Here is a 23,144-nt window from a genome sequence, read left to right as displayed (position 1 = left end):
ACATGAGCAGCACCTCGACCGCCCAGCGGACCACGATCGCCAAGGCCCTCAACGGCGGCATGCGCGCCGCGATGGAGCGCGACCCCAAGGTCGTCCTGATGGGCGAGGACATCGGCAAGCTCGGTGGCGTCTTCCGCATCACCGAGGGCCTGCAGAAGGACTTCGGTGAAGACCGGGTCATCGACACCCCGCTCGCCGAGTCCGGGATCATGGGCACCGCCGTCGGGCTGGCCCTGCGCGGCTACCGGCCGGTGGTGGAGATCCAGTTCGACGGCTTCGTCTACCCGGCCTTCGACCAGATCGTCAGCCAGGTCGCCAAGATGCACTACCGCTCGCTCGGCAAGCTCAAGCTGCCGATGGTGATCCGGATCCCCTATGGCGGTGGCATCGGTGCCGTCGAGCACCACAGCGAGTCCAACGAGTCCTACTTCGCGCACACCGCTGGCCTGCGGGTGTGCACCGTGTCGACCACCGAGGACGCCTACTGGATGATGCAGCAGGCGATCGCCTCCGACGACCCGGTCGTGCTCTATGAACCCAAGCGTCGCTATCACGAGCGCGGAGTCCTCGACCTCGCAGGCGGCGTGCCGGATCTGGCGGATGCGCCATACCGGATGGACCAGGCGGTCGTCCGGGCCGAGGGCACGGACGTGACCGTCCTGACCTACGGCCCGATGGTCAAGGTCGCGCTCGCCGCGGCCCAGGCGAGCGAGCTGGAGGACGGCCCCTCGATCGAGGTCGTCGACCTGCGCTCCCTGTCGCCGCTGGACCTCGACGTGATCGAGGAGTCGGTCAACAAGACCGGCCGGTGCGTCACGCTGTCCGAGGCGCAGACCTTCGCCAGCATCACCTCCGAGCTGGCAGCCCATGTGCAGGAGGCGTGCTTCTACCACCTGGAGGCGCCGGTGCTGCGCGTCGGCGGCTACAACATCCCCTACCCGCCCAGCCGGCACGAGGAAGTCTTCCTCCCCGACCTCGACCGCGTGCTGCACGCCGTCGAGACTGTCCTGGACTACTGACCTTCTGACCTGGCCGGTCGCTCGGCCCACCGACCTCGCACCTAGGAGCCCCTCGTGCCGCAGTTCAAACTCCCGGACCCCGGTGAAGGCCTCGTCGAGGCCACGATCATCGAGTGGAAGGTCGCCGTCGGCGACACCGTCAAGACCAACGACATCGTGGTCGAGGTGGAGACCGCCAAGTCGCTGGTCGAGCTGCCGATCCCGTGGGACGGCACGGTCACCGAGATCCTGGCTGCCGAGGGCGATGAGGTCGAGGTCGGCACCCCGATCATCGTGATCGACAACGGTGACGGCGGTGACGCCTCCGAGGGCGCGGGCTCGACCGAGGTCGAGGACGTGGTGGACGAGGAGGCCGCGAAGTCCGATGACCTCGTGCCGTCCGCGCCCGAGGGCGGCGGTTCTGCTGGCTCGGCTGGCGGGGGCGGCGCGCCCAAGCGCGAGGCCGTCCTGGTCGGGTATGGGGCGATCGAGGGCTCCACGACCCGTCGCCGCAGGCGCGGCGCGGCTGCGGCGGAGGCCGAAGCCGAGGAGGTCGGGCAGCCGCGGGCCAAGGCGAAGTCGACGCCTCCCGTGCGCAAGTACGCCAAGGACCGCGGAGTGGACATCAACGACGTCACGCCCTCGGGTGAGGACGGCGTGATTCGCCGGTCCGACATCGATGCCTTCGTAGCTGGCGCTGGCGCGGGCGGCTCGGGTGGCTCGGGCTCGGGCGGCGCTAGCGCTGGCGCTTCTTCCCGACCGGACGCGCGCCGTGCACCGGAATCAGGGGCACCGGACGCGCGCCGTGCACCGGAATCAGGGGCACCGGACGCGCGTGGGGCAGCGACGCCATACCAGCGACCGCAGTTCGACCGCACGGGCGAGCGGGAGGAGCGCACCGACGTCAAGGGCGTGCGCAAGATGACCGCCCAGGCGATGGTCGGGTCCGCTTTCACCGCGCCGCACGTGACCGAGTTCATCACCGTGGACGCGACCGCGACGATGGAGCTGGTCGACCGGCTCAAGAAGGATCGCGAGTTCCGCGACCTGCGGGTGAATCCGATGCTGATCCTGGCCAAGGCGCTGACCATCGCGCTCCGTCGCAACCCGGGCATGAACGCAGTCTGGGACGAGGACAACCAGCAGATCGTCCAGCGCAACTACGTCAACCTCGGAATCGCCGCGGCGACTCCGCGCGGGCTCGTCGTCCCCAACATCAAGGACGCGGACCTGATGGATCTGCGTCAGCTGGCCGAGGCGATGGCTGACCTGGTCGGCACTGCCAAGGCGGGGCGGACGCAGCCGGCGGACATGTCGGGCGGGACGATCACGATCACCAACGTGGGCGTCTTCGGCGTCGACACCGGCACCCCGATCATCAACCCGGGTGAGTCCGCGATCGTGGCCTTTGGCGCGATCCGACGTCAGCCCTGGGTCGTGGGGACGGGCGCGGACGAACGGATCGAGCCGCGCTGGGTGACCCAGTTGGCCGTGTCCTTCGACCACCGCCTGATCGATGGCGAACTGGGCTCGATGTTCCTCGCCGACCTCGCCGCGCTGATCGAGGACCCGGCGAAGGCGCTGGTCTGGGGCTGAGCCCTCGGGGTGAGCGGTCAGGCGGTGCGGTCAGGCCGTCTGGGGCATCTCTCTTTCCGCGATCACCGCTGCACTGGGTCACGTGTGGCCGCAGCGCCGCGGCTCTCGTGGCCAGAACCGCTGCACTGGGTCACGTGTGGCCGCAGCGCCGCGGCTCCACACCCCTGCTTCCGGCGTGTCTTGCACTGTTCCGATCTGGTGTTGCGTGTCGGGTGCCTGGGCGCGCTTTCTGCACAGCCGGATCTGCACATCAGAGGTGGGCGGCGATGAGCGGTCAGCCTTGAGTTCAGGGCTCAGCGCCTAACCTGACCCGAGTGAGGTGCCGGCGACACCGATGCTGGCGGACGGCTGAAGAACCACAGCGCCGCCACGAATCCCGCTACGACCAGCAGGCAGGCGCCGGCGACCCAGATCCCTGGCTCCCACTGGATCGTGAGCTCGAGCACGACCGCGATGGCGGCGATCGCGAGCGCTATCTGCCCGGCGGTCCGCGTCGCGCGGAACTGGGCGAGCCGTTCGCGCTGATCCGTTTCGTCCCCGGTCAGCAGCCGCGCCGCTGGGGTGAGGCGGCGCGTCACCGAGTGGAGCACGCCATACCCGAGGAAGAACAGCGCCCCGAAGATCGCCACCTTGGTGTTCCCGCGCGAGAACCCGCCGATCAGCACGACCACCGCCGCTGCCGTGCACAGCAGGGTGAACAAGCGGTCCTTCAGTCGGGGGCGGTTGGCCATGGCCCCAGTATGCCGTCGCCCACCCCTCGCGTTCGGTGCGCCTGAGCGTGAGCTTGGCGCGCGTTCGGTGGGGTCCGGGGGCGACATGGCGCGCGTTCGGTGGGGTCCGGGGGCGACATGGCGCGCGTTCGGTGGGAGAGGGGTCAGGGTCAGGGGAGGGCGGAAGAGTGGGGCAGGGTAGGTCAGGGTTCGCCGATGAGGGTGCGGATGCGGTCGGCCGCGTCCTCGGTGGCGCGTTCGCCGGCGGCGATGGCGTCATCGGCCTTGTGGAAGTCCTGGAGGTCGACGCCTTCGATGGCTGGGTCAATGAGGACATCGGGGCGATACAGGGACAACCGGGCCATCGTGAGCTGGGTCTGCATGACATCGATCGCGCGGAAGGCTTCCTTCAGGGCGCTGGCCACAGGCAGCCTGCGGGCCGCCTTCTCGGCATCGCGCGGGCGCTCGAGCGGCTCCAGCGCCGTCGCGTTCACCGCGATCACCCGGCGAGCGCCGAGGAAGAGCGCGCCATCGACCGGGATCTGGTTCAGGATCCCGCCGTCGACGAAGATCGCATCCGCGACCGGCACGGACTCGACGAGCCCCGGATAGGCCGTGGTCGCCCGCAAAGCCGTGTGCAGATCGCCGCTGCGCAGGTAGTGGATCTGGCCGTCGACCACATCGGTCGTGGTCAGCACCAGCGGCAGCTCCAGCTCCTCGAACGTCTCGGGAAGGTGCTCGGACAGCCACCCGCGAAAGCGCTTCGTCGACAGCAACCGCCCACCCAGCCCCCAATTGATCATCTTCATCCAGCCGATCTGCTCGGCGATCTCCTGCATCTCATCAGCGCTATAACCCGCCGCGATGAAGGCCCCGACCAGCCCACCCATGCTGGTGCCGGAGACGAGATCCGGCCGCACCCCTAGCCGCTCCAGAGCACGCCACACCCCGATGTGGCACAAGCCCCGCGCGCCACCGCCGCCCAGGGCCAGTCCGAGCAAGTTCGCGTGCGTCTCGGGCATGGTCTCACCCTGCCACGGTGACCAAAGACGAGGCGAGCGGAGGGGTGTCGGTGGGACACGGCATACTGGACGTCGACCCCACCTGACCGACAGGAGATGACGGCCTGCCATGAGCCAGACCGCCCGCGTGATGACCGTCTACGGCACCCGACCGGAGGCGATCAAGGTCGCGCCCGTGATCCGTGCCCTGGAAGCCAGCGAGTCCCTCGAGTCGGTGACCGTGGTGACCGGCCAGCACCGCGAGATGCTCGACCAGGTCAACGAGATCTTCGGGATCGTGCCTGACCACGACCTCGACGTCTTCGCGCACGGCCAGGGGCTGAACACCCTGATGGCCAAGGTGTTCGAGCGCCTCGACCCGGTGCTCGCCTCGGTGGCGCCGGACGCGCTGGTCGTGCAGGGCGACACCTCGACCGTGGCGGCGGCCTCGATCGCGGCCTTCTACCGCCAGATCCCGGTCGTGCACCTAGAGGCGGGGCTGCGTTCGGGTGACATCCACAGCCCCTTCCCGGAGGAGGCCAACCGCAAGCTGACGTCGCAGGTCAGCGCGCTGCACCTGGCTCCGACGACGACCTCGCGCGACAACCTCCTGCGTGAGTCGATCGACCCGGAGACCGTGGTGGTGACCGGCAACACGGTGATCGACGCGCTCTTCCACACGGTCGAGCAGGGTCTTCCGGTGACCGACCCGCAGCTGGCCGAGCTGGTCGAGACCGGTGAGAAGTTGCTCCTCGTCACCTCCCACCGCCGGGAGAACTGGGGCGGTGCGATGGAGGGTGTCGGGCGTGCCCTGCGCCGGCTGGCCGAGCAGTTCCCGGACGTCACGACCGTGCTGCCCGCGCACCGCAACCCGATCGTGCGCGAGGCGGTGCTGCCGCACCTCGAGGGCCTGAGCAATGTCGTGGTCACCGAGCCCCTGGCGTATGGCGAGTTCACCCGCGTGATGGCCGCCGCCACCGTGGTCCTGACGGACTCGGGCGGCGTGCAGGAGGAGGCGCCCTCGCTGGGCAAGCCGGTGCTCGTCATGCGCGAGAACACCGAGCGCCCCGAAGCTGTTGAGGCTGGCACTGTGCGGCTGATCGGCACCGATGAGGAGCGGATCGTCAACGACGTGAGCACGCTTTTCACCGACCAGGGCGCGTATGACGCGATGGCCAACGCGGTGAACCCCTATGGCGACGGCAAGGCCGCCGCCCGCTCGGTCGCCGCCATCGAGGCGCTGCTGACCGGTGGCCAGCGGCTGCCGGACTTCGTCGCGGAGGGCTGAGCACTCGCTCGCGCCGCTGACGTCGAGGCGTGAGGGGCTGTGACGTCGGGGCGCAGGGCGGTCTGGTGTCGGGGCGCGAGGTCCGCTGACGTCGAGAAGCAAGGTTGCTCACGGGATGCAACGCAATTGCGGTGCATCCCGTGAGTAACCTTGTCTGGCTCGGTCGGTGCGAGGCGCGGACCGGGGTGCGCCGCAGGGCACGGCCCAGGCGGGCGGGTCCTGCGTCTCGCAGCGTCAGGGGGTGACGAAGCGTCAAGGGGTGACGACCAGGGCGTCCAGCACGCGGCGGGCCAGGTCCTCGTCACCGACGACGTGGTATGCCGTGTCCTCAGTGCTCACCCGGCCCGCACCTCGGCGGGTGAGGGCATAGGTGGACAGCGAGATGTTGGTGACCTGCTGCTCGCTGGCCTCCTCCTCGGTGTGGCCCGAGAAGAGCTCGTGCCCAACGAGTTCGCCGTCCGCATCCGTGCTGACGCGCACGCCAGCCCGGCCCAGCACCGGGCCGGTGCTCTCTAGGATCACGACGGTGCCGGGCTCGGGCCGGACGTGCTTGATCACGATGTCGGCCAGCGATCCGAGGAGCAGGTCGGTGAAGATGCTGGCGCCGGGGGAGTCGAGGGAGCCGGGGCGGTTCACGGCCTCGCGCAGGTCCTGCTCGTGAACCCAGACGTCGGCCATCCGCATCCGGGCGAGGTTCTCGAAGGTGGTCTCGCGGCCCATTGCACCGCGGACCGGGGTGTCGAGGGCGAGGTCGGGGTCATACATCTGGGCGGCCCGCACGTCGATCAGCCCGCGCAGGTCAGCGGTGAGCGCACGCGGGTCCCGGCCGGAGCGAGCACGCACGCCCTCCTCGATCCAGACACCGAATCGGTTCTGCACGTGGGCCGGTGAGCCGATCTCGACGTGGGAGTCGGCCGCGGCGCCCCCCTGCTCGGCGTGGGAGTCGTTCGCGGACTGCTCACCCGACCCGGCCACCTCGTCGGCCCACCCGCTGATCGGATGCTCGGACCCGGACAGATAGTCCTCCAGGTGGTGGACGTGCGCCAGATGCGCACGGGTGTTCCAGCCCGGGCACGCGGTGGGCAGCGACCAGTCCTGCTCGCGGAAGCCGTCAGCGACGTCGGCGAAAGAGGCCAGGGTCTGCCGGTAGGCCTCGACCAGGCTCGGGACGTCCTCGGGAACGGTGGGGTGCACAGCCATACAGCCAGGCTAGTGCCGCTCGGTGAACGGGCGGTGCTCGCCCAGGTCACGACATACCCGAAAGCAGCGACCTCCAGCGTGCACATGCACGCTGGAGGTCGCTGTCGCCGGGCGCGTCCCGGCCTGAAGGGCCGGCGTCACGCCTCAGATCCGCAGGTCGAGATCAGCTGCAGCTGGCCTCGAACTCATCCTGGGCGGCCTGGGAGTCCGTCACGTCGATGTCGGGCAGCTCGATCTCGGAGTCGCTCCGGGACTTCTCCGGGTCGTCCAGGATCGCCTCGGACGCCTCGCGGAACGGAGCGTTGATCCGCTCGAGCAGGTCGGCCTGCTCACCGTCCGCGTCCTCCTGCAGGCCCATGATCCGCTGGCTGAGCAGGTTGACCGAGTCGAAGGCGATCGGGTCGGTGACCTCGCCGTTCTCCAGCTTCTCGCGTGCCTCGTCGGAGCGCTCGGAGAGGGGCACACCGGGCGAGGTCTGGAAGAAGTCGACGCAGATCTCGTCGGACATCGGAGCGGCAGCGGCGCCGTTGGTGGCGGCCGCGTCGTCGGTCGTCGCCGCGTCGTCGGTGGCGGCGTCCTCGTCGGCCGCGCCGGTGGCGGCACCCTCGTCCTGGGTCTGCTGAGTCTCCCCGTTCGTCGGCTCGGCGGCGTCATCCCCGTTGGAGCAGCCGGCCAGCACCAGGCTCAGGCCCAGCGCAGCGGTGATGGTGGTGTTACGCAGTCGCATCTTTCCGTCCTTTCGTCGTCCTCGTCTCATACGTGCAGCGCCCCGGGGCGTGACACGGGCCCGACGGTGGGACGGCGGGCCACCGCGTCGGCGACCCTGACTGACTGCGACCTTCGATTGTGCCACTGGTCCCTGGGCGGGTCTGTCTGAGGCGACACCTAGCATGGTCGCCATGCCCACCGACGCCCCCGCCCGCCCGGCCGCTTCCCCAGCGACCGCGGGCCTTGGCGGGTGGGTCGCTCCCCTCACCGTGACGGTCGTCGCGTTCCTCGTGGCGATCCCCGCAGCGCTGTGGTCGGGGGCTGTCGCGCCCGTGCTCCTGGGCGACGCCGGACCCCTCGTCCGATGGGGTATGGCGTTTGCCGGCCTCACCCGCGACCTCGCCGCTGCCCTGGTGATCGGTCTGCTCGTGGTCGGCGCGTTCCTGGCTCGGGAGGGCGCGACAACCGATCGGCGAGGCACGGCCGCGCGGGCTGCGTGCGGCGCGGCCGTGGTCTGGCTGCTCAGCGCGCTCGTCACCCTGTTCCTCACCTATGGCGAGCTGGCCGGGCTGCCGCCGGACACCCCGGGCTATCTGTCGGGGATGCTCGACAATGCGTGGGCGCTGGAGTCCCTGCGGCTGGTGGTGCTGGAGGCCGGTTTCGTCACCGCTCTCATCCTGCTCACCGCCTGGGTGCGGACCCGCGCCGGCCTGGCCTGGGCCGCCGCGCTGGCCTTGGCCGCCCTCGCGCCCGCGGCCTTCGGGGGGCACGCCAGCGGTGCCGAGGGGCACCACACCGCGGTCACGGGCCTTGGTCTGCACCTGGTCGGGATCACCGTCTGGGTCGGTGGCCTGATGGCGATCGCGCTGCTGCTGCCGGTGCTCGGCTCGGCCCTGCCCGACACCGTCAAGAGGTTCAGCGTGCTCGCCACCTGGGCCTATGCCGCGGTGGCGCTGTCCGGCCTCCTCTTCGCGAGCGTCACGGTGGGTGGCCTGGGCGGGTTGGACACGGCATACGGGACCCTGATCCTGCTCAAGACCGGGCTGCTCGTCCTCCTCGGTGTCGCGGGGTGGATGCAGCGCCGTACGGTCGTGGCGCGCGGTGTCGACAGCCCGCGCCGGTTCGCCCGGCTGGCCTTCGGTGAGCTGCTCGTCCTGGCGGCCGCGATGGGCCTGGGCGTCGTCCTGTCTCGCACACCTCCCCCGATCCCGGACGAGGTCTCCTCCGATGTGGTGACGTCGCTGACCTACTTCCCGCTGCCGCAGCCGTGGACTTGGGGCCGGATGCTGACCGAGTGGGAAGTCGACTGGTTCTTCCTGCTGGTCAGCCTCGTCGCGCTGGGGCTCTACACCTGGGGGATGCTCAAGCTGCGTCGCCGTGGCGATCGGTGGCCAGCCTGGCGGCTGCTGCTCTGGGTGCTGGGCTGGGGGCTGTTCATCTTCGTCACCAGCGGGCCGCCGGCGGTCTATGGGCGGGTGATGTTCTCCCAGCACATGATCATGCACATGGCGCTGATGATGGCGGTGCCGATCCTGCTGGTCCCGGCGCAGCCGATCACGCTGGCGCTGCGCGCGCTGCCCGCCCGTCGCGACAAGACGCTCGGCCCGCGCGAAGTGCTGCTGGCTGCCGTGCACTCGCGGTGGGCGAAGTTCGTGATCAATCCGGTCGTGGCGGGGGCGATCTTCTTCATCAGCCTGGTGGTCTTCTACTGGACCGGCATGCTCGCCTGGGCGCTGACCAGCCACTTGGGGCACCTGTTCATGGTGATCCACTTCAGCCTGGCGGGCTATGCCTTCGTCTGGTCGCTCGTCGGGCAGGACCCGGGTCCGCCGAAGTGGCCAGCGCCCTTCCGGATCATCGTGCTGCTCGCCACTCTGGCCGCGCACGCCTTCTTCGGGCTCGCGCTGATGCAGGGCACCTGGCTGCTCGCGCCGGAGTTCTACAAGACGATCGACGTGCCGTGGGTGGACAACCTGCTGCTCGACCAGCAGCTCGGTGGCACCATCGCCTGGGGGATCGGGGAGTTGCCGACGGTGGTCCTGATGCTCATGGTCGCCGTGGACTGGATGCGCCGTGACGCCCGCGAAGCCACCCGGTCCGACCGCCGCGCCGAGCGCGACCACGATGCTGAGCTCACGGCATACAACGAGCGCCTCAAGGCCATCGCCGAACGGGACAGGAAGGTCCGCCGATGAAGATCGCCGTCATCCAGCTGCACCACGGAGAAGGCTCCGAGGAGACCGTCGAGGAGCGCGCGACCAGGGTCGCCGACCTCGTCCGCACCGAGGGCGCCGGGCACGACCTGGTGGTGCTGCCCGAGCTGTGGAGCGCGGGCGCCTTCGCGGCGCGTGACTGGGAAGAGCGTGCGCAATCCCTGGCCGACGGGCTGCCGCCCGCGCTCGCCCCGGTGGCCGAAGCGACCCGCGAGATCGGCGCCGTCGTGCACTCCGGGTCGGTCGTCGAGCGGACCACCGACCCGGGTGCCGAGGGCAAGCACCTGTGGAACACCTCGGTCGTCCTCGACCCCGCCGGTATGCCGTGTCTGACCTACCGCAAGATCCACCGGTTCGGGTTCGGCGGGGGTGAGCCCAAGCTGATGGAGGCTGGGACCGAGCTGGTCGTCGGGGACCTGCCGGAGCCCGCTGACGCGCTGACCGTGGGGCTGTCGACCTGCTATGACCTGCGCTTCCCCGAGCTCTACCGGGCCCAGCTCGACCTGGGTGCCCAGCTCTTCCTGATCCCGGCGGCCTGGCCGGCCGCGCGGGTGGAGGCGTGGCGACTGCTGCAGCGGGCGCGCGCGATCGAGAACCAGTGCTTCGTGGTGTCCTGCAATGTCGTGGGGACCAATGGTGGCGTCGAGATGGGCGGACGCTCCGCGGTGACCGATCCGCGCGGCGAGGTGCTGGCCGAGGCCTCGACCGATCAGCAGGAGGTGCTGTCGGTGGAGATCGACCCCGCCCTGGTGGCGAGCGTCCGCGAGGACTTCCCGGTGCTGCAGGACCGCCGCCTCTAGACGGCATCCGCCAATTCTCCTGCGCGGCCAGCGTTTTGGCCGAGCAGGCGCTGACCTGCGGCGCTACTGTTGCGCTGACCCCAACCGAAAGGCAGAACCATGGGACTCGGACTCGGCATCCTGCTGCTCGTGATCGGCGCCATCATGGCCTTCGCCGTGAACTATCAGGTGAGCGGCATCGAGGTGTCCACGATCGGCTACATCCTGATGGCCGCGGGTGCGCTCTCGCTCCTGCTCGGCCTGGTGATGAATGCCCAGCGCACCAACACCACCCACCGTGAGGTCGTCGACCGTCACACCGACTCCGACGTGCGCCACCGCGGCGACGGCGTCTGAGTCTTCGGCAGATCCACAACGCTCGCTGACCGCCGCCGGTCAGCCCCCGGGGCCGGGTCGCACACATACGTGCGACCCGGCCCCGTGGCGTAGCATCTCTGCGTCCAGCAGCGCCCACCCCAGGTCAGCATCCGGAAGGCTCAGATGACCGATGCCGCGCAGGGCGCCACCTCGCAGGGACGGCGTCCCGGCCCCGCCGCGGCCCGCTTCGCAGCCCTCCGCGACCGGGTGCACACGCTGCTGCCAGGTCCACTGCGCCGCATCATCCCGACCACCGCGATCGGGTTCGCGATGCTCAGCTCGTTCACGTATGCCGTCGATCTCGCCGTCCTCGCGCTGATGTTCCGGGGGTTGCACCTGCCCTACCCGATCGCCGTCACCGTGGGCTATCTGGTCGCCTTCACCCTGGCCTTCCTGCTCAACCGCTGGCTGAACTTCCAGTCGCACGGAGACGTCGGCGAACAAACTGGGCGCTATGTGCTCACCGTGATCGCCAACTACTTGATCTTCATCCTGCTCCTGGCGAGCACGCTGGAGGCGCTCGGCGTGCACTACCTGGTGGCCCGCCTGATCGCGGGCGCCTGCGAGGCGGTCTACATGTACCTGATGATGCGGCTCTTCGTCTTCCGCCAGAAGCGTTACGCCTGAGTGGGAGTCGAGCTCTCCTAGAAAGCGTCCTCGGGCAGGTCCATCAGCGCCACGTCCGCAGCCACGATCGAGCGCCGGTCAGCGCCGAGCCGCGGTAGCACCTCGATGGCGAAGAACGACGCCGCCGCCACCTTGCCCTGCAGGTATGCCGTGTCACCAGTTCGCTGCCCGCCATCCAGCAGGCGCTGGGCCACCTCGGCCTGGCGCAGGAGCAGCCAGCCGATGAGCAGGTCACCGGCCGCGAGCAGCAGCTTGGTGGTGCCCAGGCCCACGGCATACACCTGCGTGGGCTCGGTCTGGCTGGCGATCGCCTTACTGGTGAGGTGCTCAACCATCGCATTCACCTCACCGAGCGCCCGCCCGACGGCCTCGCGCACCGACCCCAACCCGTCATCTGCCTGGGCGGACACGGTCTGCATGACCTGGGAAGCGACATACCCCAGGGCGACTCCCTTGTCCCGCAGGATCTTGCGGAAGAAGAAGTCCATCCCCTGGATCGCGGTCGTGCCCTCGTAGAGCGAGTCGATCTTGGCGTCGCGGACGTACTGCTCGATCGGGTAGTCCTGCAGGAAGCCCGAGCCGCCGAAGGTCTGCAGCGACTCCGTCCCGAGCAGGGTGAAGGCACGCTCGGAGCCGCAGCCCTTCACCAACGGCAGCAGCAGGTCGTTGACCCGCGCGGCGAGCGCGACCTTCTCGGAGATGTCAGCCGGGTCGGTGAGCTCCTCGGAGTCGGCGAGATCCTGCGCGCCGTGCACCTGGTCCTGGAAGGACGCCGTCCACAGCATCAGCGCCCGCAGCCCTTCGGCATACGACTTCTGCAGCATCAGCGAGCGGCGTACGTCCGGGTGGTGGGTGATCGTGACGCGCGGTGCGGCCTTGTCGGCCATCTGCGCGAGGTCGGCGCCCTGGACCCGCTCCTTGGCGTAGTCGAGCGCGTTCAGGTAGCCGGTCGACAGGGTCGCGATCGCCTTGGTCCCGACGAGCATCCGGGCGTACTCGATGATCCGGAACATCTGCGCGATGCCGTCGTGCACCTCGCCGAGCAGGTAGCCGACCGCGGGGTTGTCCTCGTCCTCGCCGAACCGCAGCTCGCACGTGGTCGAGACCTTGAGTCCCATCTTGTGCTCGATGTTGGCGACCTGGACGCCATTACGCTCGCCGAGCTCGCCGGTCTCGGCGTCGGTGATGTGGCGGTCGGAGACGAGGAACAGGCTCAGGCCCTTGGTGCCGGGGCCGGCGCCCTCAGGGCGGGCGAGCACGAAGTGGATGACATTGTCGTAGAACGGGGCGACGCCGCTGGTGATGAAGCGCTTGACGCCGGTCAGGTGCCAGGTGCCGTCGCCGGCTTTGTAGGCCTTGGCGCGGCCGGCGCCGACATCCGAGCCGGCGTCCGGCTCGGTGAGCACCATCGTTGCGCCCCAACGCTTGTCGATCATCAGCTGGGCGAGCTGCTGCTGCTCGGGGGTACCGAGGCGGTAGAGTACGTTGGCGAAGGTGAACCCGGCCGCGAACATCTTGACCGCCGGGTTAGCGCCGAGCACCAGCTCGGACAGCGCCCAGGTCAGGCTCGGGGGAGCGGGGGTGCCACCGAGGCCTTCCTCGATCTCCAGGCGCCACCACTCGCCCTCGACCCAGGTCCGGTATGACGTCTGGAAGCTCTCCACCATGCTCACCTCTCCCGTGGCTGGGTCGAGCACGGGCGGGGTGCGGTCAGCCTCGGTGAAGCTGGCGGCGATGGGGCCTTCGGCGAGCTCGGCGACCTGACGAAGCGCCTCGCGGGCGGTCTCCTCGTCCACGTCCTCGTAGGGCGCGCTGCCCAGGATGGTGCCGCGCTCGAGGACGTCGAACAGCATGAACTCGATGTCGCGCACGTTGCTCTTGTAGTGGCTCATCGCAGCCTTCCCTCAGGTGGGGTGAGTATCCGATACTCGCCGTACTTACTTGTTGGTAGCAAGTGTCACCCAGGGGCGGCCGATCGCACAAGACCCCAGGCGTGGAAGGGGTGGGGGTGGCGCGGGGCGAGGGCGATGGAGGATGATGCAGCGCATGATGTCGACGAAGACGCGCGCCCTGGTGGCGGCCCTGGCGACCGCAACCCTGCTGGCCGGCTGCAATGCCGGTGCAAGCACGAGCCCGGAGCAGACGCCCGCCGGTGGCGGCAGCACGCCCGCCGAGGGAGGCGGCACAGACGGGGACGACGCGACCGGTGGCACGGACGGTGACGACGGGGCGGATGAGACCGGCGACGACGGCACCGCGGGCGGCGGCTCGGATGAGACCGTGCGCATCGGCCTGGTCGCCGAGCCCGCGAGCCTGGACTTCACCACCACCGACGGCGCCGCGATCCCGCAGGTGCTGCTCGACAACATCTACGAGACGCTCGTGACCGTCGACGTCGAGTCGGGCGAGATCGTCGGTGCGCTCGCGCAGGACTGGGAGATCTCGGAGGACCGCACCGAGTACACCTTCACCCTCAAGGACGGCGTGACTTTCTCCAACGGCGCCGAGTTCACCGCCGAGGACGTGAAGTTCAGCCTGGAGCGGGTGCTCTCCGATGACTGGACGGTCAGCCTCAAGTCCCAGCTGGCCGTGATCGACTCGGTCGAGGCCACCGATGACCACACTGTCGTCCTCACGCTGAGCGAGCCCAACAACGCCTTGCTCTACGCCCTCACCACCCGCGTCGGTGCGATGTTCGACTCCGAGCATGTCGACAACCTCGCCGAGGAGGCCATCGGCACCGGCCCCTATGTCTTCACGAACTGGCAGCGCGGCTCGAGCATCAGCCTGGAGCGCAACGAGGACTACCACGGTGATGCTCCCTACTTCCAGGGCGTGGAGATCAGCTACTTCCGCGATGCCAACGCGCTCAACAACGCCATGCTCACCGACCAGATCGACGTGGTCGGCACGGTCCAGGCACCGGAGGCGCTCGGCGAGTTCGAGGGCGGTGACTACCAGATCATCGAGGGCACCACCAATGGTGAGGTCGTGCTGTCGATGAACCAGGAGGAGGGCAACCCCCTCGCCGACAAGGCGCTGCGCGAGGCGGTCCGCTACGCCGTCGACAACCAGACCCTGATGGACACCTGCTGGGCCGGTCGCGGCACGCTGATCGGCTCGATGGTGCCGCCCACCGACCCCTGGTACGAGGACCGCACCGGCGACTACGAGTTCGACCTCGACCACGCCAAGGAGCTGATCGCCGAGGCCGGTGCCGAGGGCCAGGCCCTGCGGCTGCGCATCCCCACGCTCCCGTATGCCGTCGCGTGCGGCACGGTGGTCGAGTCCATGCTGGAGGAGGCCGGCTTCGACGTGACGGTCGATGAGCTGGAGTTCCCGTCGGCCTGGCTGGAGACGGTCTTCACCAACAAGGACTTCGACATGTCGATCGTGGCCCATGTCGAGCCCCGCGACATGGCCAACGTCTTCGGCAACCCGGACTACTACACGACCTACGGCACCGAGGAGATCCAGGCGCTCTTCGAGGAGGCCAACACCGGCTCCGAGGACGAGCAGGTCGAGAAGATGCAGGAGGCCGCCGCGCTGATTAGCGAGGATGCGGCCGCGGAGTTCCTCTTCCTGCTGCCCAACCTGATGGTCGCCGACCCGGACATCACCGGCCTGCCGGAGAACGCGATCAAGGAGTCCTTCCCGCTCGCCGACCTGGCACGCAACTGACCCCGCCACCCGGCCGAGCCGCACCGATCCGCCTGCCCAGCCCACGGCATACGGGGACAGCACCATGATCCTGCGACTCCTGCAGCGCCTGCTCGTGCTGGTGCTCAGCCTGGTCGCGGCCTCGCTGGTCGTCTTCGGGTTCATGCGCGTGCTGCCCGGTGACCCGGCGCGCGTCGCGCTCGGCATCAACGCCTCCGACGACGCGGTCGCGCGGCTGCGGGAGCAGTTCGGGCTGGATCGGCCGGTGGTGGTGCAATATCTCGACTGGGTACGTGGCCTGGTCACGCTGGACCCCGGGATCGAGTTCGTGTCCAAGGCGCAGATCGGCCCGCAGATCGCCGACCGGCTGCAGGTCACGCTGCTGCTCGTGCTCGCCGCGATGATCCTGGCGCTGATCATCGCGCTGCCCGTGGGCCTGTGGATGGCGGTCCGGCACCGGCACTGGGATGGTGTCGCGATGTCGGCGTTGTCGCAGGTCGGGGTGGCGATCCCGGCTTTCCTGGCGGCCATCGTGCTGATCTCGATCTTCGCGGTGCGTCTGGGTTGGGTGCCCTCCGGTGGGTGGGCGGTCCCGGCGCAGGACCCGCTCGGCTTTCTGCAACGGCTGGCGCTGCCGGCGATCTCGCTGGCGCTCGTGCAAGCGGCGGTGCTCGCGCGGTACATCCGCTCGGCGGTGCTGGACGTGCTCCGCGAGGACTACCTGCGGACCGCGCGGGCCAAGGGGCTGCGGCCGGTGCAGGCGCTGGTGCGGCACGGGTTGCGCAACGCGGCCGTGCCGGTGGTGACCGTGCTGGGGCTGCAGCTGGCGACGCTGCTCATCGGCGCGGTCGTCATCGAGCGCGTCTTCGTCATCCCGGGGCTGGGGTCGCTGCTGCTGGACTCGGTCGCCAAGCGCGAGCTGCTCACTGTGCAGGCCGTAGTGATGGTGCTGGTCGTGGCCGTGCTGGTCATCAACTTCGTCGTCGACCTGCTCTATCTGGTCATCGACCCGCGGCTGAGGACGTCGCGATGAGTGGCGCGAGGTCGATCGTGACCCCCGCCATCAACCCCGTGGGGAGGGTATGGGCATGACCGAGGCGATGCAGGGCGCGCCCGCGCCAGCCACCCGCGAGGGTGACGCGGAGGAGATCGGTGGGAAGCGGCATACGGGACGCGGGTGGAACCCGAGCCTGATCATCGGCGGCTCGATCGTGCTCGCAATCGTCGCGCTCGCCCTCGTCTCCTACGTGTGGACGCCGTGGCCGCCGATGCGGGTGCTGCCGACGCAGCCCTACCAGACCCCGAACGCCGAGCACTGGCTCGGCACCGACCGGCTGCGGCGCGACGTCTTCACCCAGATCCTCGTCGGGGCCCGGACGACCCTGTATGTCGGTCTCGTCGCCGTGGGCGTCGCAGCCGTGGCGGGCGTGCCGCTCGGGATCCTGGCCGCGATGTCGCCGGGCTGGTTCGGGCAGCTGATCATGCGCACCAATGACGTCCTGCTCGCCTTCCCGGCGCTGCTGCTGGCGATCATGTTTGCCGCGCTCTACGGCGGGTCGACGCGGGTGGCGATGATCGCGATCGGGATCGCGACGATCCCGGCTTTTGCGCGCATCACGCGGTCCGGGGCGCTGGGCGTGATGGCCTCGGAGTATGTCGTGGCCGCTCGCGCCGCAGGCCGGTCCGGGCTGGGGATCGCGGTGCGGCATGTGCTGCCGAATGTCGCCGGGCTGGTGATCGTGCAGGCGTCCGTGTCGTTCGCGATCGCCATTCTGGCCGAGGCAGCGCTCGCGTATCTGGGGTTGGGGACGCCGACCGGGCAGGCGTCCTGGGGGCGGATGCTGCTCGAGTCGCAGACGACGCTGCGGCAGGCGCCGCACCTGGCGCTGATCCCGGGAGCCGCGATCGCGCTGTCGGTGCTGGGCTTCAACCTCTTCGGCGATGGCTTGCGCGACTGGCTGGACCCCAAGCTCGAGCGCCGCTGAGGGGGTGCAGCTGGGTAGAGCGCGGGACTGGGCGGGGGCCTGCCCCATCCCGACCGAACGTCCGTTGTGACGCCCGACAGGGCCACCGAACGCGCGCTGCGTCGGCTGAGAAGGCCACCGAACGCGCCCTGTGTCGGATGAGAGGGCCACCGAACGCGCGCTGCGCAGGGACGAGGTGCCCATCGCTCGACCTGGGTGGCGGCATACGGTGGGCTCATGCTCTTCGCGTTCTCCGTCGCTCCGTCCGTCTCCGACGAATCTGGCTCGGTCAGCGCTGCGGTCGCCGACGCCATCAAGGTGGTGCGCGACTCCGGGCTCCCGTATGAGCTGACCTCGATGTTTACCACCATCGAAGGCGAGTGGGACGAGGTGATGCCGGTGATCAAGGCAGCCTGCGATGCGGTGGCCGCCCATGGGCCGCGCGTTTCGCTGGTGCTCAAGGCCGACCTGCGGCCGGGATTCAGCGGTCAACTCACCGCCAAGGTAGACCGGGTCCAGGAGCGTCTGCGTGACTGAGGGCGGGTCACGCGTGCGGTCCGACGGAACGTCCCGTGAGAGTCGTCACGTGGAAGTTGGGCCCGTCCCTGACTCTCACGTGACGACAACCACGGGACAGCCTGAGGACGGGAGCGTGAAACGGTTCCGGCCCGCACAGGACGACCTCGACACCGCGATCCAGACGTAGTACACGAGCGGCGTCGACGAGGACGCCCGCCTCCAGCGGCTCTCGGTCGGCGGCCTCGTTGAGCTGGAGCGGACCAAGCGGCTGGTCGGCAGCCGATGGGTACGTGGCCGCTCTCGAACTCCTCCCACGACTGCATCCCACACACGGGACTGGGGGTGGATAGCCTTCAGGCACGGCACAGAGACGGCATACCCGGACGACCGCACACGAGGAGGTGAGCATGACCGCGCAACCCGCCAGCGCCCCCGACCGGTCCGTGCTGCGCGTCGAGGGCCTCGACGTCGGCACCGGCCACACGCCGCTGCTCCACGACGTGACTTTCAGCATCGAGCGCGGCGAACGGGTCGGCCTGATCGGGGAGTCCGGATCGGGCAAGTCGCTGACCGCGCTCGCGGTGATGGGTCTGCTCCCCGAAGGACTCGAGGCGCGCGGGGACATCCGCCTGTCCGCCCGCACCCCTGCCCAGCGCAACCTGCTCGACCTGCCCGAGCGCGACCTCGCCCGACTGCGTGGCGACGGCATGTCGATGGTCTTCCAGGAGCCGATGACCGCCCTCAATCCCACGATGCGGGTGGGTGACCAGGTCGCCGAGGTCATGCTCCTGCACCGCACCCAGCCCTCGCGTGCCGCCGCCCGTCGTCGCGTCATCGACCTCCTCGAGCAGGTCGACCTGCCCGACCCGAGTCACCTCGCCAAGTCCTATCCGCACGAGCTCTCCGGCGGGCAGCGCCAGCGCGTCGTCCTGGCGATCGCGCTCGCCAACGACCCGGCGCTGCTGATCTGTGACGAGCCGACGACCGCGCTGGATGTCACCGTCCAGGCCACCGTGCTCGACCTGGTCGTCCGCGGGGTCGAGGAGCGGGACGCCGCGATGCTCTTCATCACCCATGACCTCGGCGTGGTGGCCACGGTGTGCGAGCGCGTCCTGGTCATGTATGGCGGCCGCATCGTCGAGGCCGGTCCGGTCCACGACGTCTTCACCGACCCGCGGCACCGTTACACGCACGGGCTGGTCGCGGCCAGCGATCTGGCCGGGGCCGACGGTCGGCGCGGTCGGGCGGCGCTGCCGACGATCCGGGGCTCGGTGCCTCCGGCCGGGCGCTTCCCGGCGGGCTGTGTCTTCCGCACCCGCTGTGATCACGCCGATGAGGTATGCCGCACCCAGCCACCCTGGGTGCCGCGCGGTGAGCACCCGGCGGGGGAGACGGCATACGGGCACGCCTGTCATCACCCGGCGGGAGGCTCCGATGAGTGAGCAGGAGTCGGCGGCGGTCGAGCTGCGGGGCGTGAGCCGGGAGTTCCGGCGGCGGCGGACCTCGCTGCGGCAGCCCGCGCCGGTCGTGCACGCGGTCCGCGACGTGTCGGCGACGATCGGGCGCGGCGAGCGGTTCGGGATCGTGGGCGAGTCGGGGTCGGGCAAGTCCACGCTGCTCAAGTTGATCTGCGGGCTCGACCGGCCCACCTCCGGCGAGGTGTATGTCGAAGGTCGACCCATCCACGACCAGTCACCCCGGCGCCTCGGTTGGCTGCGGGAGCGGTTGCAGTTGGTCTTCCAGGACCCGATGAGCAGCCTGGACCCGCGGATGCGGGTGCGCGACATCGTCGCCGAACCCCTTGTGGCGCAAGGCAAACGCTCGGGCAACAAGGATCGGGTGGTCGAGCTGCTGGAGCGGGTGGGGCTGTCGGCGGAGGCTGCGGATCGCTATCCGCACCAGTTCTCCGGCGGCCAGCGGCAACGCATCTCGGTCGCCCGCGCCCTCGCGCCCGACCCTCACATCCTGGTCGCCGACGAGCCCGTCTCCGCGCTGGATGTCTCGGTGCGCGCGCAGGTGCTGAACCTGATCGATGAGGTGGTGGAGGGCTTCGACCTGACGCTGATCTTCGTCTCCCACGACCTGTCGGTGGTGCGGCACGTGTGCGACCGGGTCGCGGTGATGCGGCAAGGGGAGTTCGTCGAGGTGGCACCGACCGAGGACCTCTTCGACGCGCCCCAGCACGAGTACACCCGCTCGCTGCTGGCGGCCGTCCCGGACCTGCGCTCGGCGTTGTCGGGCCGGACGGCTGAGGACCTGGCGGCCGGGGCCGCCGCTCCCCGAGGAGACTGAGGCCCATGCTCCCGCACCTGCCCGCCGGGCCCACCAACTCCCTGCTCGACGTCCCCGGCCTGACCGTCGGCCACCACCACCAGGTGGGCGAGGGCTGGCTCACCGGGACGACGGTCGTGCTGGCGCCGCCGGAGGGCGCGGTCGCGGGGGCCGACGTGCGCGGGGGCGGGCCGGGGACCCGGGAGACCGACCTGCTCGACCCGTGCAACCTGGTCGAGCGCGTGCACGCGGTGACGTTGTCGGGCGGCTCGGCCTTCGGGCTGGCGGCGGCCGATGGGGTGATGCGGTGGCTGCTCGAGGAAGTGCGGGGTTTCCCGATGGGTGCTCCTGGGCACGTGGTGCCGATCGTGCCGGGCGCGGTGATCTTCGACCTCGGTCGTGGTGGGGAGTGGGGCGCGACACCGGACGCGAGCTTTGGTCGGGCCGCGGCTGCTGCGGCCACGGCGGACGAGCTCCCGCTCGGTGTGGTGGGCGCCGGGACCGGAGCCCAGGTCGCGGGCGGCCTGAAAGGTGGGATCGGCTCAGCCAGCGCCACCCTTCCCGGCGGCGGGGTTGTCGCCTGCCTGGTGGTGCTGAACGCGGTCGGCTCGACGGTCGACCCGAACTCGGGTGAGCTCTACGGTGCCCGCCACCTCGTCGACGGAGACCTCGACCTGCCCCGTATGCCGCCGCTCACCTCGCTCCGCACCCCCGACCCCGCGGAGGTCGAGGCGGCCCGGGCGCGTGCGGTTGAGCTGGGTGCCGAGGGACTGCCGCGGACGCTCGCAACGACGATCGGCGTGGTCGCGACCGACCTGACCCTGACCGAGTCCCAGGCGCAGCGGCTCGCGATGAGCGGGCACGACGGGATGGCGCGCGCGATCGCTCCCGCGCACACGATGTTCGACGGAGACACGCTCTTCGGCTTGGCCACGTGTGCTCGTGCGGCTCCCGACCCGCTGGCCTTCCACCACGCACTCCACGCCAGCGCCGAGGTGGTGACGCGGGCGTTGGTCCGCGCGACCTTGGCGGCGGACACGGTCACCACTTCTGCGGGGACGTGGCGCGCCTACCGCGATGCCTTCCCCAGCGCCCTGGCCTGATCTCGACATTTCCGCGCCGCCGCATCCCCAGGTTGGCAGGGACGTGAGAGTGCCCCACCAGGTGGGGCAAGCTCAAGTCGCCCCGGGTGGTGGGGCAAGCTCACGTCCCCGCAAGGGTGGGCCTGGTCGCCGTGCTCTAGCCGCCCGAGCGGACACAACCGGCGGGCTGAGCGGAGGAGCCAGGCACACGACATACACTCCTCGCCGTGACGACCACCCCCAGCCAGACGTCCGGTCGCGAGTTCGCGCTCACCCTGTCCTGCCCGGACCGCCGCGGCATCGTGCACGCCGTGTCCGGCGCCATGCTCGGCCAGAACCTGACGATCACCGACTCCCAGCAGTTCGCCGACCTGAGCACCGGCGAGTTCCACCTGCGGATGGAAGCCACCCGGGAGGGCGAGGCGACTGACGTCAAGACCCTCCGTGCCGCGCTCACCCCGGTTGCCGACGAGCTCGGCGGCCAGTGGCAGGTGCACGACCGCGCCGAGCCGCACCGGCTGCTCGTCATGGTGAGCAAGATGGGGCACTGCCTCAACGACCTGCTCTTCCGCACCCGCACCGGCCAGTTGCCTGTGACCATCCCGGCGATCGTGTCCAACCACGAGGACTTTCGGGACCTGGCGGAGTGGCACGGTATCCCGTTCCACCACATCCCGGTGACCAAGGACACCAAGCCGCAGGCAGAGGCGCAGCTGCGGGAGATCGCCGAGGAGCACGCGGTCGACACCATCGCGCTGGCGCGCTACATGCAGGTGCTGTCAGCGGACCTGTGCCGAGACTGGTCGGGCCGGATCATCAACATCCACCACTCGCTGCTGCCCAGCTTCAAGGGCGCCAAGCCCTACACCCAGGCGCACGATCGCGGCGTCAAGGTCGTCGGTGCCACCGCGCACTACGTCACCGCTGACCTCGACGAGGGCCCGATCATTGAGCAGGACTTCCGGCGCGTCGACCACCGGCTCACCCCTGAGCAGCTCGCGCAGCAGGGGCAGGAGATCGAGGCCGCGGCCTTCTCTCGCGCCATCCGCTGGCATGCCGAGCACCGGGTCGTCCTGCGCGGCGGCCGCACCATCGTCTTCAACTGACGCACGGCTCTGGCGCACCCCACCAGAGCATCCTCTGCACCTGACGTACGGCTCGGGCGCGGTCCACCGCACCGGCGTGTCCTGCACTGTTCCATTGTGGTGTTGCGTGTCGGGTGCTGGGGCGCACATTGTGCACAGCGGATTTCGCACATCAGGCTGTGCGCGGGCACTGACACGCTGGCGCACGCTGCGCCCTGACCTGCCAGACTCGCCCGTATGACGTCACTCGACTACTCCTCGATGTTCCGGCTGGACGGCAAGCACGCGGTCGTCCTCGGCGTGGGCGGGATCGGTGGCGAGGTCGCCGCCGGTCTGGCCGCCCAGGGGGCCAGGGTGACCTGCCTCGACAAGGACAACGAGGTCGCCGAAGGTGTGCGCGACGGGCTGGCCGACCACCTGAGCCGAGCGCACTCGGCATACGCCGTGGACGTCCTGGACGAGACCTCCCTCGAACTTCAGGCCGAGCAGCTCGGCTCGGTCGACGTGCTCGTGATGACCGCGGCGATGAACGTACGCAAGCGCCTGCTCGACTACACCGCCGAGGAGTTCGAGAAGGTCGTCGCCCTCAACCTGCGCGGCACCTTCAACGCCGTGCGCGCGTTCGCGCCAGGCATGGTCGAGCGCGAGGCCGGCTCGATCGTCGTCTACACCTCGATCCGCGCGGTTACCGTCGAGCCCGGCCAGGGTGTGTATGCCGCAACCAAGGCCGGCGTCATGCAACTCGTCCGGACGTGGTCGGCTGAGCTCGGGCCGGCCGGGGTGCGGGTCAACGCGGTCGCGCCGGGTGTGGTCGAGACGCCGCTGACCCAGCAAATCCGGGACGACGAGGGTTGGGGGCGCGCCTATGCGGAAAAGTCCGCGCTGAGCCGGTGGGCCAAGCCCGAGGAGATGGTCGGGGCGGCCTGCTGGCTGGCCTCCGACGCGGCCAGTTTCGTCACCGGCAGCCAGGTGATGGTGGACGGCGGCTGGACCGCGATCGATGGACGGTTCACCCCGCCCTTCCCATCGTAGTTCGGCGCGTCCGGTGGGGCTCCCAGGGGGCGT

The 23,144-nt window shown here is 69.9% G+C and carries 21 protein-coding genes; 16 read left to right on the top strand and 5 right to left on the bottom strand.

The window, feature by feature from the left end:
* The first annotated feature begins 2 nt into the window (after nt 1-2).
* Nucleotides 3-1,019, top strand: coding sequence for an alpha-ketoacid dehydrogenase subunit beta (locus ACQBAT_RS13800; protein WP_420747427.1), 1,017 nt, complete (start codon nt 3-5; stop codon nt 1,017-1,019).
* A 54-nt stretch (nt 1,020-1,073) separates the two neighbouring features.
* Nucleotides 1,074-2,594 (top strand): dihydrolipoamide acetyltransferase family protein, encoded by a 1,521-nt coding sequence (locus ACQBAT_RS13795; RefSeq protein WP_420747426.1) that lies wholly within the window; start codon nt 1,074-1,076, stop codon nt 2,592-2,594.
* 293 nt (nt 2,595-2,887) lie between these two features.
* On the opposite strand, the gene ACQBAT_RS13790 is transcribed toward ACQBAT_RS13795, so the two are convergent.
* Nucleotides 2,888-3,325 carry a hypothetical protein gene (locus ACQBAT_RS13790; protein WP_420747425.1) on the bottom strand — a complete coding sequence of 146 codons (438 nt, stop codon included), beginning with the start codon at nt 3,323-3,325 and terminating at the stop codon, nt 2,888-2,890.
* 182 nt (nt 3,326-3,507) lie between these two features.
* A complete protein-coding gene (locus ACQBAT_RS13785; RefSeq protein WP_420747424.1) occupies nt 3,508-4,326 on the bottom strand; it encodes a patatin-like phospholipase family protein in 819 nt (272 codons plus the stop codon).
* 109 nt (nt 4,327-4,435) lie between these two features.
* Here ACQBAT_RS13785 and wecB point away from each other — a divergent pair, with 109 nt between their 5' ends.
* The gene (gene wecB / locus ACQBAT_RS13780) at nt 4,436-5,593 is read left to right on the top strand and encodes a non-hydrolyzing UDP-N-acetylglucosamine 2-epimerase (RefSeq protein WP_420747423.1); all 1,158 of its coding nucleotides are present in this window, start codon (nt 4,436-4,438) and stop codon (nt 5,591-5,593) included.
* 252 nt (nt 5,594-5,845) lie between these two features.
* Here wecB and ACQBAT_RS13775 read toward each other — a convergent pair whose 3' ends face one another.
* A complete protein-coding gene (locus ACQBAT_RS13775; RefSeq protein ID WP_420747422.1) occupies nt 5,846-6,793 on the bottom strand; it encodes a maleylpyruvate isomerase family mycothiol-dependent enzyme in 948 nt (315 codons plus the stop codon).
* A gap of 163 nt (nt 6,794-6,956) precedes the next feature.
* Nucleotides 6,957-7,520, bottom strand: a complete 564-nt coding sequence (locus tag ACQBAT_RS13770; RefSeq protein ID WP_420747421.1) for a hypothetical protein — start codon at nt 7,518-7,520, stop codon at nt 6,957-6,959.
* Nucleotides 7,521-7,692: 172 nt separating this feature from the next.
* Here ACQBAT_RS13770 and ACQBAT_RS13765 point away from each other — a divergent pair, with 172 nt between their 5' ends.
* The 4 genes from ACQBAT_RS13765 to ACQBAT_RS13750 all read left to right on the top strand — a co-directional run bounded on the left by ACQBAT_RS13765 (nt 7,693) and on the right by ACQBAT_RS13750 (nt 11,498).
* The gene (locus ACQBAT_RS13765; RefSeq protein WP_420747420.1) at nt 7,693-9,696 is read left to right on the top strand and encodes a cytochrome c oxidase assembly protein; all 2,004 of its coding nucleotides are present in this window, start codon (nt 7,693-7,695) and stop codon (nt 9,694-9,696) included.
* Nucleotides 9,693-10,514, top strand: coding sequence for a carbon-nitrogen family hydrolase (locus tag ACQBAT_RS13760; protein WP_420747419.1), 822 nt, complete (start codon nt 9,693-9,695; stop codon nt 10,512-10,514). The genes ACQBAT_RS13765 and ACQBAT_RS13760 overlap by 4 nt, the downstream gene beginning before the upstream one ends.
* Nucleotides 10,515-10,613: 99 nt before the next feature.
* Nucleotides 10,614-10,850, top strand: a complete 237-nt coding sequence (locus ACQBAT_RS13755; RefSeq protein ID WP_420747418.1) for a DUF6458 family protein — start codon at nt 10,614-10,616, stop codon at nt 10,848-10,850.
* Nucleotides 10,851-10,994: 144 nt separating this feature from the next.
* Nucleotides 10,995-11,498, top strand: a complete 504-nt coding sequence (locus ACQBAT_RS13750) for a GtrA family protein (protein WP_420747417.1) — start codon at nt 10,995-10,997, stop codon at nt 11,496-11,498.
* Between the two features lie 17 nt (nt 11,499-11,515).
* Here ACQBAT_RS13750 and ACQBAT_RS13745 read toward each other — a convergent pair whose 3' ends face one another.
* The gene (locus tag ACQBAT_RS13745) at nt 11,516-13,390 is read right to left on the bottom strand and encodes an acyl-CoA dehydrogenase (RefSeq protein WP_420747416.1); all 1,875 of its coding nucleotides are present in this window, start codon (nt 13,388-13,390) and stop codon (nt 11,516-11,518) included.
* Nucleotides 13,391-13,547: 157 nt separating this feature from the next.
* Here ACQBAT_RS13745 and ACQBAT_RS13740 point away from each other — a divergent pair, with 157 nt between their 5' ends.
* The 9 genes from ACQBAT_RS13740 to ACQBAT_RS13700 all read left to right on the top strand — a co-directional run bounded on the left by ACQBAT_RS13740 (nt 13,548) and on the right by ACQBAT_RS13700 (nt 23,111).
* Nucleotides 13,548-15,179: an ABC transporter substrate-binding protein gene (locus ACQBAT_RS13740; protein ID WP_420747415.1), complete on the top strand. Its 1,632-nt coding sequence runs from the start codon at nt 13,548-13,550 to the stop codon at nt 15,177-15,179.
* A 64-nt stretch (nt 15,180-15,243) separates the two neighbouring features.
* Nucleotides 15,244-16,191, top strand: a complete 948-nt coding sequence (locus ACQBAT_RS13735) for an ABC transporter permease (protein ID WP_420747414.1) — start codon at nt 15,244-15,246, stop codon at nt 16,189-16,191.
* Between the two features lie 55 nt (nt 16,192-16,246).
* Nucleotides 16,247-17,143, top strand: a complete 897-nt coding sequence (locus tag ACQBAT_RS13730; RefSeq protein WP_420747413.1) for an ABC transporter permease — start codon at nt 16,247-16,249, stop codon at nt 17,141-17,143.
* A 216-nt stretch (nt 17,144-17,359) separates the two neighbouring features.
* Entirely contained in the window at nt 17,360-17,659 is a 300-nt protein-coding gene (locus ACQBAT_RS13725) for an MTH1187 family thiamine-binding protein (protein WP_420747412.1), read from the top strand.
* A 389-nt stretch (nt 17,660-18,048) separates the two neighbouring features.
* Entirely contained in the window at nt 18,049-19,083 is a 1,035-nt protein-coding gene (locus tag ACQBAT_RS13720; RefSeq protein WP_420747411.1) for an ABC transporter ATP-binding protein, read from the top strand.
* Nucleotides 19,076-19,933: an ATP-binding cassette domain-containing protein gene (locus ACQBAT_RS13715; protein ID WP_420747410.1), complete on the top strand. Its 858-nt coding sequence runs from the start codon at nt 19,076-19,078 to the stop codon at nt 19,931-19,933. The genes ACQBAT_RS13720 and ACQBAT_RS13715 overlap by 8 nt, the downstream gene beginning before the upstream one ends.
* 5 nt (nt 19,934-19,938) lie before the next feature.
* Nucleotides 19,939-21,015 (top strand): P1 family peptidase, encoded by a 1,077-nt coding sequence (locus tag ACQBAT_RS13710; protein WP_420747409.1) that lies wholly within the window; start codon nt 19,939-19,941, stop codon nt 21,013-21,015.
* A gap of 206 nt (nt 21,016-21,221) precedes the next feature.
* Entirely contained in the window at nt 21,222-22,100 is an 879-nt protein-coding gene (gene purU, locus ACQBAT_RS13705; RefSeq protein ID WP_420747408.1) for a formyltetrahydrofolate deformylase, read from the top strand.
* Between the two features lie 216 nt (nt 22,101-22,316).
* Nucleotides 22,317-23,111, top strand: coding sequence for an SDR family NAD(P)-dependent oxidoreductase (locus tag ACQBAT_RS13700; RefSeq protein ID WP_420747407.1), 795 nt, complete (start codon nt 22,317-22,319; stop codon nt 23,109-23,111).
* The last annotated feature ends 33 nt before the right edge of the window (nt 23,112-23,144 follow it).

The organism is Ornithinimicrobium pulveris (genome assembly GCF_050261105.1).
GTDB lineage: Bacteria > Actinomycetota > Actinomycetes > Actinomycetales > Dermatophilaceae > Ornithinicoccus.
Note: the sequence above shows the minus strand (reverse complement) of the source record. Positions and strands in the feature narration are given on the sequence as shown.

What these genes read in the sequence shown, in the direction of transcription:
- ACQBAT_RS13800 (WP_420747427.1), top strand. Translation starts at nt 3, where the DNA reads ATGAGCAGCACCTCGACCGCCCAGCGGACCACGATCGCCAAGGCCCTC.
- ACQBAT_RS13790 (WP_420747425.1), bottom strand. Translation starts at nt 3,325, where the DNA reads ATGGCCAACCGCCCCCGACTGAAGGACCGCTTGTTCACCCTGCTGTGC.
- ACQBAT_RS13785 (WP_420747424.1), bottom strand. Translation starts at nt 4,326, where the DNA reads ATGCCCGAGACGCACGCGAACTTGCTCGGACTGGCCCTGGGCGGCGGT.
- wecB (WP_420747423.1), top strand. Translation starts at nt 4,436, where the DNA reads ATGAGCCAGACCGCCCGCGTGATGACCGTCTACGGCACCCGACCGGAG.
- ACQBAT_RS13775 (WP_420747422.1), bottom strand. Translation starts at nt 6,793, where the DNA reads ATGGCTGTGCACCCCACCGTTCCCGAGGACGTCCCGAGCCTGGTCGAG.
- ACQBAT_RS13770 (WP_420747421.1), bottom strand. Translation starts at nt 7,520, where the DNA reads ATGCGACTGCGTAACACCACCATCACCGCTGCGCTGGGCCTGAGCCTG.
- ACQBAT_RS13765 (WP_420747420.1), top strand. Translation starts at nt 7,693, where the DNA reads ATGCCCACCGACGCCCCCGCCCGCCCGGCCGCTTCCCCAGCGACCGCG.
- ACQBAT_RS13760 (WP_420747419.1), top strand. Translation starts at nt 9,693, where the DNA reads ATGAAGATCGCCGTCATCCAGCTGCACCACGGAGAAGGCTCCGAGGAG.
- ACQBAT_RS13755 (WP_420747418.1), top strand. Translation starts at nt 10,614, where the DNA reads ATGGGACTCGGACTCGGCATCCTGCTGCTCGTGATCGGCGCCATCATG.
- ACQBAT_RS13750 (WP_420747417.1), top strand. Translation starts at nt 10,995, where the DNA reads ATGACCGATGCCGCGCAGGGCGCCACCTCGCAGGGACGGCGTCCCGGC.
- ACQBAT_RS13745 (WP_420747416.1), bottom strand. Translation starts at nt 13,390, where the DNA reads ATGAGCCACTACAAGAGCAACGTGCGCGACATCGAGTTCATGCTGTTC.
- ACQBAT_RS13740 (WP_420747415.1), top strand. Translation starts at nt 13,548, where the DNA reads ATGTCGACGAAGACGCGCGCCCTGGTGGCGGCCCTGGCGACCGCAACC.
- ACQBAT_RS13735 (WP_420747414.1), top strand. Translation starts at nt 15,244, where the DNA reads ATGATCCTGCGACTCCTGCAGCGCCTGCTCGTGCTGGTGCTCAGCCTG.
- ACQBAT_RS13730 (WP_420747413.1), top strand. Translation starts at nt 16,247, where the DNA reads ATGACCGAGGCGATGCAGGGCGCGCCCGCGCCAGCCACCCGCGAGGGT.
- ACQBAT_RS13725 (WP_420747412.1), top strand. Translation starts at nt 17,360, where the DNA reads ATGCTCTTCGCGTTCTCCGTCGCTCCGTCCGTCTCCGACGAATCTGGC.
- ACQBAT_RS13720 (WP_420747411.1), top strand. Translation starts at nt 18,049, where the DNA reads ATGACCGCGCAACCCGCCAGCGCCCCCGACCGGTCCGTGCTGCGCGTC.
- ACQBAT_RS13715 (WP_420747410.1), top strand. Translation starts at nt 19,076, where the DNA reads ATGAGTGAGCAGGAGTCGGCGGCGGTCGAGCTGCGGGGCGTGAGCCGG.
- ACQBAT_RS13710 (WP_420747409.1), top strand. Translation starts at nt 19,939, where the DNA reads ATGCTCCCGCACCTGCCCGCCGGGCCCACCAACTCCCTGCTCGACGTC.
- ACQBAT_RS13700 (WP_420747407.1), top strand. Translation starts at nt 22,317, where the DNA reads ATGACGTCACTCGACTACTCCTCGATGTTCCGGCTGGACGGCAAGCAC.